The organism is Phycisphaerae bacterium, from assembly GCA_018003015.1.
Lineage (GTDB): Bacteria > Planctomycetota > Phycisphaerae > UBA1845 > PWPN01 > JAGNEZ01.
Window position 1 is genome coordinate 106,520 of sequence record JAGNEZ010000003.1, and the last position, 13,253, is coordinate 119,772.

General features: G+C 65.0%; 11 protein-coding genes. 4 read left to right on the forward strand and 7 right to left on the reverse strand.

The annotated features are described in order from the left end of the window. The first annotated feature begins 126 nt into the window (after window positions 1-126). The 4 genes from amrS to KA354_02265 all read left to right on the forward strand — a co-directional run bounded on the left by amrS (window position 127) and on the right by KA354_02265 (window position 6,258). The gene (gene amrS / locus KA354_02250; protein MBP7933446.1) at window positions 127-1,236 is read left to right on the forward strand and encodes an AmmeMemoRadiSam system radical SAM enzyme; all 1,110 of its coding nucleotides are present in this window, start codon (window positions 127-129) and stop codon (window positions 1,234-1,236) included. 78 nt (window positions 1,237-1,314) lie between these two features. Continuing rightward, a complete protein-coding gene (locus KA354_02255; protein MBP7933447.1) occupies window positions 1,315-3,165 on the forward strand; it encodes a radical SAM protein in 1,851 nt (616 codons plus the stop codon). Between the two features lie 179 nt (window positions 3,166-3,344). After that, window positions 3,345-5,042, forward strand: coding sequence for a cobalamin-dependent protein (locus KA354_02260; protein MBP7933448.1), 1,698 nt, complete (start codon window positions 3,345-3,347; stop codon window positions 5,040-5,042). A gap of 151 nt (window positions 5,043-5,193) precedes the next feature. After that, window positions 5,194-6,258, forward strand: a complete 1,065-nt coding sequence (locus KA354_02265) for a DUF4434 domain-containing protein (GenBank protein ID MBP7933449.1) — start codon at window positions 5,194-5,196, stop codon at window positions 6,256-6,258. A gap of 104 nt (window positions 6,259-6,362) precedes the next feature. Here the strand turns inward: KA354_02265 and KA354_02270 are convergent, their stop codons facing one another. From KA354_02270 to KA354_02300, 7 genes are all read right to left on the reverse strand, one after another. Continuing rightward, window positions 6,363-7,058 carry a tetratricopeptide repeat protein gene (locus tag KA354_02270; GenBank protein ID MBP7933450.1) on the reverse strand — a complete coding sequence of 232 codons (696 nt, stop codon included), beginning with the start codon at window positions 7,056-7,058 and terminating at the stop codon, window positions 6,363-6,365. A gap of 232 nt (window positions 7,059-7,290) precedes the next feature. Further along, window positions 7,291-8,373, reverse strand: coding sequence for an NAD(P)/FAD-dependent oxidoreductase (locus tag KA354_02275; GenBank protein ID MBP7933451.1), 1,083 nt, complete (start codon window positions 8,371-8,373; stop codon window positions 7,291-7,293). A 14-nt stretch (window positions 8,374-8,387) separates the two neighbouring features. After that, window positions 8,388-9,290, reverse strand: coding sequence for a lipoyl synthase (gene lipA / locus KA354_02280; GenBank protein MBP7933452.1), 903 nt, complete (start codon window positions 9,288-9,290; stop codon window positions 8,388-8,390). Between the two features lie 871 nt (window positions 9,291-10,161). Beyond that, window positions 10,162-10,299, reverse strand: a complete 138-nt coding sequence (locus KA354_02285) for a hypothetical protein (protein MBP7933453.1) — start codon at window positions 10,297-10,299, stop codon at window positions 10,162-10,164. A gap of 28 nt (window positions 10,300-10,327) precedes the next feature. Then, window positions 10,328-10,549 carry a hypothetical protein gene (locus KA354_02290; GenBank protein ID MBP7933454.1) on the reverse strand — a complete coding sequence of 74 codons (222 nt, stop codon included), beginning with the start codon at window positions 10,547-10,549 and terminating at the stop codon, window positions 10,328-10,330. 38 nt (window positions 10,550-10,587) lie between these two features. Next, entirely contained in the window at window positions 10,588-12,075 is a 1,488-nt protein-coding gene (locus KA354_02295; protein ID MBP7933455.1) for a hypothetical protein, read from the reverse strand. A 105-nt stretch (window positions 12,076-12,180) separates the two neighbouring features. Then, window positions 12,181-13,110: a TIGR01777 family oxidoreductase gene (locus tag KA354_02300; protein MBP7933456.1), complete on the reverse strand. Its 930-nt coding sequence runs from the start codon at window positions 13,108-13,110 to the stop codon at window positions 12,181-12,183. Window positions 13,111-13,253: the final 143 nt, after the last annotated feature.

Below are 13,253 nucleotides of genomic sequence, written 5' to 3' on the forward strand. Positions count from 1 at the left end.
TAATACTCCGGTACCGCCCGACCGGGGCACAGGACCACGATCCTCCGGCGGTGGCCGATCAGGGTGCGGGCACCGGGCTCGCATGTGGGCCTCCAGGCTTGGCGGGCGGCGGTCCAGGTAACCATCATGGCGGTTGCACTGAGGACACTCCTGGCGGACAACACCATTGCGGCGGCTCCGGAGCTCGTCCGCGACGAGGGCGAGGGCGTCGTTCGGTGTCTGGCCTGTGCTCACCGATGCCGTATCGGCGAGGGCAAGGCTGGTGTTTGCCAGGTGCGTTTCAACAGCGCCGGCCGACTCCGCGTGCCCGGCGGCTACGTGGCCGGTCTCCAGGTCGATCCGATCGAGAAGAAGCCGTTCTATCACGTCTACCCCGGCCAAGAGGCCTTGTCGTTCGGCATGCTCGGGTGCGACTTCCACTGCTCGTACTGCCAGAACTGGATTTCGAGTCAGACGCTGCGCGATGACCAGGCGGTGGCCGCACCCCGAGCGGTCACGGCGGAGCGGATCGTGGAACTGGCCGTTCAGCACCGTTCGCCGGTCATGGTCAGCACCTACAACGAGCCGCTGATCACCGCCGACTGGGCGGTCGAGGTATTCAAGCTCGCCCGTCCGCACGGGATTCGATGCGGATTCGTCTCCAACGGCAATGCCACGCCCGAGGTCATCGAGTTCCTTCGCCCGTGGGCGGACCTCTACAAGGTGGATCTGAAATGCTACAACGACCGCAACTACCACAAGCTGGGCGGGACCCTCCAGGCGGTGCTGGATACCATCAGCCGGCTCAAAGAGCGGGGCTTCTGGGTCGAAGTCGTCACCCTGGTCGTCCCCGGTTTCAACGACAGCGAGCAGGAACTCGGGGCCATCGCCCGTTTTCTGGTCGGGGTATCACCTGAGATTCCGTGGCATGTAACCGCGTTTCACCCCGACTACAAGATGACCGATTCGCCGCGCACGCCGCCGAGCACGTTGCTGCGGGCCTGGGAGCTGGGGCGGGCCGCGGGGCTCAAGTTCGTCTACGCCGGCAACCTGCCCGGATCGGTCGGCGACGGCGAGAACACCCGCTGCCCCGCCTGTGGCGGACTGCTGGTCAAGCGTTACGGTTTCCAGGTCGAGGCGAACCATGTTCGCGCCGGCCGATGCCCCAAGTGCGGGACGGCCGTCCCGGGCATCTGGGCCGACGGTCCGGAGCGATCCTCCGGGGGCCAGAGCCGCCCGCGATCGGTTCCGCTGTGAGATCGGGTGTTCTGCCGTGCCCGTCACTGCTACAATCCCCGTGTCCGTGGTGATCTCAGACCTTTGGAGCATGGATGCATGGAACTTCCGCGTCGCTCGCGCGGCGACGAGTTGCTCAAGCCGGGCGAGTTGTTGGCGTTGCGCGCCCGCCTGCGGAACCTGTCCCGCGATCATGATCTGGCGACGGTGATTGCCTGCGCCTTCGACCATCGCACGCGCATGCTGCCGTTCATCTACGCCGACATGCACATGGTCCCGGCGGGGGTACGGGCCATCGCGTCGGCCATGCTCGATGCCGGCTTTCACAAGACGCGGATCGTGCTCCAGCAGTGGAACCGCAGCTTCCGCCCGTCGGAGATGCGGCTCGACGGACGGATCCCGGATCTGTTCATGGTCTCGAGCATGCAGATCCACACCACGGAGTGCAAAGCCCTGATCCGCGATGTCTGCCGAATCGATCCCGGGCTGCGCCCGCTGATCATCGCCGGCGGAGCGAAGGCCATTTACGAGCCGTGGGACGTGTTCAGCGCCGATCCCCAGGACCGCTGGGGAGCCGACGTGGCCGTCACTGGCGAGGAGTATGTACTGCTCAGCCTGTTGGAGGTGCTGCTTTCGATCAGGGCCCGGGGCGAGCCGCTGCGATCCACGTTCATGCGGGCCCGCGACGGCGGGATGCTCGACGAGATCCCGGGACTGGTCTATGCCCGCACCGATCTCGAAGGTGTGCCCGAGGAACTCGTTGACACCGGGGTGCAACGGCTGGTCGGCGATCTCGATGAACTGCCCCATCCTGTCTTGGGCTACTCGGTTCTCGAGCCCCCGAGTCGCAAGGTCGCGCTGGGCGCCGCCGCCCTGCCGACCGGCGCCGTTCGCAGGCATAGCCGGCTGGCCTCGCTGGTGCTGACCTTCGGGTGCAAGTTCGCGTGCCCGTATTGCCCGATTCCGGCCTACAACCAGCGTCAGCACCGGGTCAAGAGCGGCGAGCGGATCGCGGACGAGATGGTCCGGCTTGCCGACACCTACGGCTTCCGCTACTTCTTCGGCGCGGATGACAACTTCTTCAACGATCGCGATCGGACTCTGGACATTCTCGGCACGGTGGCCCTGGCCCGCAGGAATCCCGGCGGAAAACGATACCGATTTCAGTGGGGTACCGAGGTCACGGTTCACGACGCCCTGAAGATGAAGGACAACATGCGGCTGGTGCGCAGCGCCGGGATACGGGCCCTCTGGCTCGGCGTCGAGGACATGACCGCCACGCTGGTCAAGAAGGGCCAGAGCGTTGACAAAACCACCGAGGCCTTTGGCGTGCTTCGCAGGCACGGCATCTGCCCGATGCCGATGATGATGCACCACGACACCCAGCCGCTGCTCACCCGCGGCGATCATCCGTACGGCCTGCTCAACCAGATCCGAGTGCTTCGCAAGGCCGGGGCCATCAGCCTGCAAGTGCTGATGATCACTCCCGCGACCGGTTCAAGAACGTATGAAGAATCTTATAGTTCTGGGCTGGTCTACCGGTCGGCGGGCGGCCGGCAGGTCCAGGTGCACATGCTCGACGGCAACTACGTGGTCGCTTCGCGGCACCCGAATCCCTGGCGGAAGCAGCTCAATCTGATGATCGCCTACTTGTACTTCTACAATCCCCTGCGGATGGCATGGGGGCTGGTCCGACCCAAGAGCCGGCTCTACCTGGCCGACGCAGGCATGCAGGTCATCGGCATGTGGGGGCTGACCCAGACCATCCGCCGGACGCTGGGGTGGGCCGCGCGTCTGCTGCGCGGCGGCATCGTCCGCAGCGAGCGCAGCCCGGCCAGCCTCATTCCGATGCGAAGCCCGGACGGCCAAGCCGCCAGCCACGCGCTGCCCGGCACCCCGGGCGGCAGCCCCGTCGCTTTGACGGTCAGCGCATCGTCCTCCCGGTCCTGAACCCGAGGAAGACACCGCCCTTGCTATCTTGCGGGCGGGCGCAGATAATACCACCCTCTTACCCGCGAACTCGCCTTTGATGAGTCAGAGGGCGCAGTGGGGTAGTCTGGCCCGATGCGCCTCTCGTTGGGGTGGCTCATCAGCCCTCCGGTGTTCTTTGGCAGGGAGTAGTTTTTCGCATGACAACAGTGGGTACGATCGACATTGCCGGGAGTCCAGTGGAAGCCCGGCATCCTCTCGGATCGCGCGCCAAGGTCCTGCTGACCAGTGTTTTCGGACCTTACGCTCAGAACGACGAATACGGCAGCCGGGTTCTCAACCCGATGGAGCTGTACCACAACCAGGTCACCCGAGTCCAGGGGCCGTTTTCGCTGCGGATGTTCCATCGCTCTTGGGGCATCATGCTCATTCAGGCCAACATCCAGGCCCCGTCCGTGGTACTCGACTTCCCGAGCCTCGACCGCTTCGTCGAGGAGATTACCACCCACCGCTATGACCTGATCGGCATCACTTCCATCATTCCGAACATCCTGAAAGTCCGGAAAATGTGCCAGTTGATCCGCCAGTATCAGCCCGAGGCCACCATCGTCGTCGGCGGGCACATCGCCAACGTGCCCGACCTGCACGAGCGGATCGATGCCGACCACGTCGTGCGCGGAGAAGGCGTACGCTGGATGCGCCGCTTCCTGGGCGAAGATGAGTCCCGGCCGATTCGCCATCCGAGGATCGTCTCCGGGATCGGCACCCGGTCCCTGGGCGTCACCGTCCGGGAGAAACCCGGGGACGTCGCCGCGACGCTGATTCCTTCCGTCGGCTGTCCGATGGGCTGCAACTTCTGCTCGACGTCGGCCATGTTCGGTGGCAAAGGCAAGTGCGTGCACTTCTTCGAGACCGGCGATGAGCTCTTCGAGGTGATGTGCGACCTGGAGCGCGATCTCAAAACCCGCTCCTTCTTCGTCATGGATGAGAACTTCCTGCTGCACCGCAAGCGGGCTCTCCGCCTGCTCTCGCTGATGATCGAGCACAACAAGGCCTGGTCGCTCTACGTCTTCACCTCCGCCAACGTGCTCCGCTCGTACACCATCGAGCAGCTGGTGAGCCTGGGCATCTCCTGGGTCTGGATGGGCATCGAAGGCAAGGACTCGCAATACGCCAAGCTGAGCGGGACCGACACACGGGCACTGATCAGGACCCTGCAGGAGAACGGTATCCGCGTCCTCGGCTCGACGATCATCGGCCTTGAAGATCACACCCCGGCCAACATCGACGCGGCGATCGAGCATGCCGCCAGCCACGACACCGAGTTCCACCAGTTCATGCTGTACACGCCGATCCCGGGTACGCCGCTCCACGCCCAGCACGAGGCCGGGGGCACCCTGCTGGATCTCGATGATCACGAGTGGGCCGACATCCACGGCCAGCTCCGCTTCAACTATCGCCACCCGCACATTCGCGACGGGCAGGAGACCGAGTTCCTGATCCGGGCTTTCGAGCGCGATTTCGAGGTCAACGGCCCGAGCATTGCCCGCGTGGTCCGCACCACGCTGCAGGGCTACCGGAAATACAAAAACCACCCCGACCGGCGAATCCGTTCTCGATTCGCCTACGAGGCCCGCGACCTGGCGGCGACCTATGCCGGGGCGATCTGGGCCGCCCGCTGGTGGTTCCGCGACCGACCGGCGGTTGCGGCGCGTTTGAGAGCCACGCTCCGGAGCCTATACAGCGAGTTCGGCCTCAAGGCTCGGCTGGTCGCCCCCCTCGTCGGCCGCTACATCCGCCGCAAGCTCAAGCAAGAGACACGACGCCTCCAGTCCGGGTGGACCTACGAGCCGCCGACGTTCTACGAGGTCAAGAACGCCACCGTCGTCCCAGGCTGACCCGGTTTTGCGGGACACCCGTGCTGAACAGGAGACCGGGGCCTGCGTGAAACGCGAGCTGCGGCCTCCTGCATTTGCGGCCGGGCCGCGGCCCACCTACGCTGTGTTCATGAGGACTGCCTTTCCACCATCGGGTGCGGGAGGACGCACCGTGCGGTTCGGTTTGGCCGGCCTATGTTCGCTGCTGTGGGCGGGGCTCCACCCGTGCTCATCCGCTGTCGGCGAGGAGGGAACCGCGCTCCCGGCGCCGCGATGTGAACCGGTGATTCACGGCGTTCTCTGGTGGGTGGATCCCGCGGCCCATGGCCCCAAGCTCCTCGAGATCCTCGATGCCATGGACCGGGTCGGCATGAACACGCTCTGGATCCTCGGGCCGCAGACTTGGCTGATGGATCCCACGGCCCCCTTGCTTGATCGCATCTATGCCGAGGCCGACCGGCGCCGGTGGCGCGTGATCTTGGCCACATCAGGAATTGGCGACTGGTACCACCGATGGGACATCCCGGCACTGATCAAGACGGAAGAGGCCGTCATCCCCGATCTGGCCCGGCGTTACGGGCGCTATTCGTCTTTCTTCGGCTGGTACATCAACTACGAGATCTACATGGAATGGGACGAGAAGTCGCGAATGATCCGACGTTTATACAATCGCATCGGCGAGCTCACGCGGCAGGCGACGCCGACAGCTAAGCTGACCATCTCGCCGTTCTTCCTGGCGGACAAGAACCACGTCCGCGGCGACTTCCGGTACGCGACCCCGGACGAGTACGGTCGCTGGTGGTCCGAGACCATCCGCCAGGCGGGCATCGACGTGGTCATGCTCCAGGATTCCGGGGCCGAGCACTGCGAATGCGTCGAGACATCGACCCGGGTGGCTTTCTTCGACGCGATGCGGAGGGCGGCTGTGGCTCGCGGGGCCGAGCTCTGGGGCAACGTTGAGATGGTCGAATACCGGGCGAAGGACTGGGGGGAATACGGTCGGCGGCTCAGGCAGCACCGGGCCAGTGGAACAGCGTATCCCTGGTCGTTCGAGATGAAGCGGAATGCCCTGAAGCTCGATTTGGCGTCGCGATACTGCACGGATATCGTGAGCTGGGGATGGGAGTTCTGGAACCCAGCCCTGCCGCAGACTGCGGTGGGCGACAGCCGGGCCAGTTACGCGGCTTACCGGGAGTATCTGAGGACGCTGCCTGCGACGAAGCCGGTCGAACCGTAGCTGAAGGAGAAAGCCGGGGAGGCGTGGAGCGGGAGGTTGGCGGGGGGAGCGTTTCGCTCATGGCTACTGCGGCCTCGCCGTTATCGGTGTGCGGCTCGCCTCGCTCATGACTCGCCCGGCGTATGCGCATCGAAGAGGCTGTCGGAGGTGATCAGCGGATCGCCCTGGTCGGCATCCCGCCTCAGGCAATCGCGGACGCACTGGATCGACTGACGAAGGCCCTCGAGGCGGGGATGGATGGCCAAGGCGGCGCGGTAAGCTCCCATGGCATCCCCAAGCCTCTTGCAAGTAGCATAGCAGTGCCCGAGCCCGGCCATGGCCCCGAAGTGGAGCGGATTGAGCCGCAGGGCTTGCTTGCAGTCCTCGGTCGCCCGATCGTATTCGCCGGCCAGAAAACAGGCGATGGCCCGCTGGTTGTACGCCTCCGCGAAGCACGGAGCCTTGGCGATCAGCACGTCCAGTGCCTCGATGGCGTCCTCGAACCGGTCATGGCCGATCAGTCCCACGGCCTGCATCAGCCCGGCGTTCTGGGCCTCATTCCCGGAGCAGAACCAGATCGACCACAGGGCGTGCTCGGCATAGGCGATGGTGGCGGGATCCGGGCTGTGCAGCAGGCGGGCGACACGGGGACTGTCCGCCATCCTGCCGACAAACGCAAGGCAGACCAGGGCGATCTTCACCGCGTCACCGTTGTCGCTCGAGAGCAGGTCGAGCAGTGACTCACGTGGCCAGTACCGATCCAGGCAGGCGAGGAGAGATTCCGGGTCGTGCTGTTCGATCAGCGGCGTGAGCTGACTCACGAAATCCGCACTTCTGTGATCGGCTTGATCCATGCATCACCTGCAAATGCTGCAAGGCCACCCTGCAGGCCCAAGCGAGATCCCTCATCAGGCCTTCGACCCGACCGGAGCAGGGGATGGGTCCCCGATCGCCGGGCAGCTCAGAGGTGCACCCCGTGGTTCTGATGTTCGTCTTCCACCAGCTCCACACCCGATTCTAGGCACGGGCCGGGCCGGTGTCCAAGAGAACGCGTTACTCGGTTCGCTGACCTCGCCAGAAAGCTGCGGCGAGCCGCGCAGCCATCTGCCGATTTGAGAACACCAGCGGAAGGAGGAACGGCGTCTCGATGTCCGGGGGGCGAAGATACTCGGCCATCGCGGTCCGCCAAAGCCGGTCGAAATCCTGAAGCGTATCTTGAGGCTGGGCGCTGCGAACGGCCTCCGCAAGCACACTCACCGCGAGCTTCGCGGACCACATCGCGGGGTAGATGCCCTCCAGGCTGGCGAAGCACACGAACCCCCCCGCATCCCCGATCCGCAAGGTACCCTTATCGACCAGCGAGTCCATTTCCAGTGCTGAAACCGCGGGTGCGGGACGCGTGATGATCTGGGCATCGCCGACCGTCGCCGGCAACACCCGGGCCTCACGCCCTTCGACGAGGAAGTCCCGTAACAGGGCTGCGACATTCTCGCGGCTGCCGGACGCACACAGGGTGACCACCAGCTGCTCCGATGTCTGCCACCACACGATGCCGTGACGCCCGAGAGCCCAGTGAAGCCGGTCATCGCCCCCGTCCTTCGAGGTCCGCCCCTGATGCGCGGCGAGCCAGCGGCCCTCGGAACGATCGCCGGCGTCCGGCGGCGTGCCACAACCACTGGCCACGACCAGGAAACGCCCCTGGATCGTCTCGCCATTCCCGAACTGGACGAGCGTCGCGCGCTCGCGCACCTGCACCTTGCCGGGCGCCACTCCGAACACCGCCCGAGCGCCTGAGCTGACGGCCTGTTCGACCAGCGACCGATTCAATTCACCGTAGTCGACTCGGAACGCAGGCGGTTCCGTCTCGCTTGCCTCGGCCGTTCGTTCCAGATCCGCATTGTGGAACACGGCGCCGGAGATCGGCTTGCCGGCAAAGGCCGCGGGGGCAACACCCATTTCGTCGAGGATCGAGAGTACCGGCCGCGTAATCCACTCGGGTCGAGCGGGCGTCGGCCGGCCGGGATCAACGGGATCGACCAAGGTCACGTGGAGTCCGCGCTGTTGGGCCAGGCCGGCGCAGGTCGCGCCCGCGACCCCCGCCCCGAGCACAACAAGGTCGTAACAGGGTTGATTCATGACCGCATGGTACGCTATCGCTTCGCCCGGTCAAAGACCTCGGCTGCGTTGTAGCTGCTCCGCACGAACGGGCCCGAGGCCACGCCGGAGAATCCGAGAGCCTCGGCGACTCGTGCGAGTTCGTCGAACTCGGCGGGCTCGTAGAAGCGTGCGATCGGCGCGTGCTTGGGCGTCGGCTGCAGATACTGCCCGATGGTGACCAGGTCGCAGCCGACAGTCCGGAGATCGGCCAGCGTCTGGCGGAGTTCGTCTTGGCTCTCACCCAGCCCGACCATCAAGCCGCTCTTGGTGGTCATCTCCGGACATCGCTCCCGGACTTGGCGGAGCACGGCGAGAGAACGGTGGTACTTTGCCTGCGGGCGCACGATCGGTGTCAATCGTTGGACGGTTTCCAGATTGTGGTTGAAGACATCCGGGCGCGCGTCGCAAATGAGGGCGATGCACTCCGGCCGGGCGTGGAGATCGGCCGGAAGAACCTCGATCGAAGCCTCCGGAACGCGCCCTCGAATCGCGCGAATACAGGCCGCGAATTGGCCCGCGCCCTCATCCTCCAAGTCATCGCGAGCGACGGCGGTCACGACGACGTGCCGCAGCCCAAGCCGGGCCACCGCCTCGGCCAAGCGATCGGGCTCGTCGGTTGCCGGCGGCTCGGGACGGGCGGTCGTCACCGCGCAGAAGCGGCAATGCCGTGTACAGCGGTTGCCGAGAATCATGAACGTGGCGGTCCGATGCGACCAGCATTCGGTGAGGTTGGGGCACCGGGCTTCCTGGCACACCGTGGCAACACCGCTTTCCGCGACGATGCGTCCGGTACCGGCCATCTGGCCGCCGCTGGGCAACGGGCGCCTGAGCCAAGGCGGTAAGCGGCGTTGCGGCCGAGGATGATGCTCTGGCGGCAGGACGGGCAAGGAAGTCAAACCACGTTCTCCCTACAAGACGCGCCGGCACCACTACCGGCCTACCCATCTTACGCTTGATCAGCCGCCGGACCAAACGACGGGCAGCATGACGATCTGGGACACGCCGGGCTGCAGGAGGGCCAAGAGCCGAAAGTCACGATCCTTTTTTGCCCGGGGCCGAAACGTGACGTATATTCCTAATGGCTTGATGAGGGTCTGAACGATGCCTCAGATGCCGGAAATCATGGGCCAGGATCAGGACCTGGGGCCACCCGGGGTGGCTGGTGGCACGCGTACCCCCCGGGGGCGCGGACCGGAGTTCGACGACCGCCCGAGCAAGGATCACCCGTGGTTGCGGCACAGCCAATCGGGGGTATCCGTATCCCCGTTAACTATGCGTCTGGTCGATTTCTCCGGCGAGGGAGAGCGCGCTCCTCCGTGAGCATGACGGCTGGGGGCAAGGAGAGAAGAAGCGGAGAGCGAAAAGCGTGCATCGGCCGGCCCGCGAGGCCCGCATATCCCGGAGGGGGGAGTGGGGGTTACTGCGAGGGAGCGGCCGAGTGTCGTTCTATGTGCTCGTGTGAAGGAGGTTTCTGCCTCCTTGAACGGACCTTAACGACAGGTCGCCTTGTTGGCGGCCGAGTGCGTTTCTTTTAAGAGAGGCCCTCATCGGGCCTAGGCATCGGCCCGCGAAGCTGACGGCGCCGAGAGCCAAAATCTACTGCGTCAACGGCGAACGCCCGGAGATCAAGTCCGCAGCGTTCGCCGTTGGGCGTTTTACGCCTTATCGCCGCCGGGAACGGGCAGAACGCCGTCGGGAGGACCCGCTGCGGCGAGCACGGAACCGGGGCAGGAAGGCGTCTCATCCTCCGCCCGGGCGGACCGAGATTCACTTCTCCTTGGGCTTTGGGAGCGTCTGAGCCAAGAGCTTTCGGGCGTGTTCCGCGAAGTCGCGTTCGTAGAGGGCCTTCAATTGCCCACGAAGATCGGTGTCCTTGGCCACGACCAGCATCCGCGTCACTTGCACGGTCTCAAGATCGGCCGAGACCGTGCCCTTATCCTGGCTCCACCGGACATCGCATGCCGTTGGCGGCGATGTCGAACACGTCTGCGGGCGTGATCCAGCCGGGCACCTGGATACCCAGCACCGCCTTCTGTACCGGTCGGATGATCGTGCCCAATCGATCGGAAGCCATGTTGTCGTTGACCACCAGCACCACAAGGGCTTCGTCGCCGACCAGCAGCGAGCGGACCCACAGCAGCCGTGGGGCCTTCACCGGTAGGTGCGCGGGCGAACTCCGAACGACCAGCGGACCTACGGCCGGAATTGGATGGAATACAGATCCGCATCCACCATCACAAACCGCAACCGCACCGGTGTGCCGGCCAGCGCACTCACGTCAAAGCCCTTCTTCCAGGCGACGGTACGCTCAATCTCGTCACCCCAGATCGCAAGGCAGTCATCGAGCGCGAAGCCCGGCACCGGCAGGCCCTCGGCATCCTGAACCTCGACCTTGACACTGCCGGGAGCACTGGTTGAGTAGTTGATGACCAGGCTGCTGCCCGAGAACACGAGCGGCCTGGTCACCATTTCGCCACCGGCGTAAGGAGCGTTGACGGAGATGAAGCCGTCCAGTCGGAACGTCCCACGCTGTAGCCGAGGCATGACCTCGTCGGCCGGGTAGTTGTCGTAGTGTTCCGCCCAGTAGATCGACAGCTCGGTGTCGCTGGTCTGCACGATCCCCCACGACGGCGTGCTGTTGCCGTGGGCCCCGCCCCAGTTTTTGGGGTCGAGGCCCGGCCGGATCATCGCCTCCATGAACGTCCGGTCCCAATGCAGCCCGTCCCGGCTGGACATGAAGACTGCATCCGAGAAACCGTCTGTCTTTCGCGGCTTGAAGCCGATGGTATCCCGGTCCCTGGGGTGAATGAACCGCATGGGGAAACCCAGATAGACCTCCGGCGCTCGGAAGTAGGTCACGATACCGTTGGTGTAGAAGTGTTCGATCGGCGTGTCGCCGAAGTCCAGCAACTCCGACTTGCCCCAATGAACGAAGTCCGGCGACGTCGTCCGGGCGATACTCTTCTTGCCCTGCTGACTGGCCCGGAGAAAGCACACGTACTGCCTTCTCGCCGCGTCCCAGAAAGCGGTGTTGTGCGAGTCGAACGCGCCATCGGTGATGATGGGGGCGTCCTGGAGACGCCTCCAGTGAATGCCGTCGGCGGACACGAACGCCACCAGCACGTTCCGCTTCTGCTCACCTTCCCCCGGCCGAGCCAGCGTCACCGCCTTGTATCGCTCTTCCGGCCCGGCCGCGGGATTCGAGTCTATGAACGGCGAGAAGTTGTGGCACTCGTCGTAGGCCTTCCCTCTGCCCATCCAGATAATGTTGTTGTCCTTGGAGCCACCCTGCTCAAAGAGGCCGAGCTTGGGGCGGACCCAACGAATACCATCATCGCTCTCGGCCATGCAGGTGCACTCGCGACCCAGGTCACCTCCGCCCCGGTAGTACATCCGGAACCGCCGGCCGTCCTTCAGAATCGTGACATACGCGCTCTGCCCCCCCTCCCAGGTTTGATCGAATGCAAACACTACCCCGCGCGGGATCGGACTGTGCAGCCTCAACGTGGCGTGCTTCATCCCGGCAATGAGCTCGCGATCGAGAAACAACATCAACCGCGAGCCGATCTGAAATGGCTTCTCGCTTACGTCGACCGCCATCGCCGTCGACGTGACCAGCGCCGCGACGAAAGCCGATTGCACCACCCACCATCCGAGCACTGGTTGGCTTCGTTTCAACATCGTCACCTCGGCTCCATCCTGACACCCCGGAGGCGGGTGCAGATTCATCCCACGGTAATTCATGTTGACATGTTGGTGGCGGCCTTGTCAACAGGACGATCGTCTTCAGATGGACAACTCGGCTCGAAGTGCGGATGTCAGATCGGGATGTGTGAAGCAGAAGCCGGTGCTCAGCAGTCGCGACGGCTCGGCGCGAGTGCTTGACAGGAGCAGTTCACGGCCCATTTCACCGAACAGCAGGTTTATCGCCATGGCCGGCATTCGCAGGATGGCGGGGCGGCCAAGCACCTTACCCAGGGTGACGGTGAACTCGGCGTTGGTGACCGGATGGGGCGAAACGGCGTTGACCGGGCCGCTCAAGACATCGTTGGCGAGCAGGTGCTCCACGCAGCGAACCAGATCCGTCAGTCCGATCCAGCTCATCCACTGGCAACCGCTGCCGATCGGTCCCCCCAGACCGAGCTTGGCGGGCGTCAGCATGCGGGCCAGGGCTCCCCCGCGAGCAGACAGGACGACACCGAGGCGCAGGAGAACCACTCGTACGCCAGCGTCGCGAGCGGCCGTGGTCGCTTGCTCCCACCGGCGGCAGACCTCGGCCAGGAAACCGCATCCAGCGGGACTGTCCTCGCTCACCTGTTCCTCGCCCCGGTGTCCATAGTACCCCACGGCCGAGGCCGAGATGAACGCTTGCGGACGCGGCTCGAGTCGAGCCATGGCCTCGGCCAGCAGTCGCGTGCCCTGGAGGCGGCTCTCCAGAATGGTCTTCTTCCGGCCTGCGGTCCAGCGGCCAGCCGCGATGCTCTCACCCGCCAAGTTGACGATGGCATCGACACCTTGAAGGGCGCCGAGGTCGATGCGACCCTGGACCGGATCCCACTCGATTTCGCTGGACCCGGGTCGGGGCGGACGTCGAACCAGAGGGACAACCTGCTGGCCCTTGGCCGCCAGGAAGGCCGACAAGGCCGATCCGACCAAGCCGCTCGCACCGGTCATGACAACGCGTTTCGGGGCCGCTGTTGCAGGGGACGTGCTCATGCTGCCGACTCCGTTTCCCGGGCTGGTGAAGACGCGGACGGGGGAGTTGCGGCTAACCCGCGGTGGCGTCACATCTCCCGCCCCGGCGGCCGCATCGAACCATCGCCGTTCCGCATGTCGCCCCCCGTCGCGCAAGACAACGC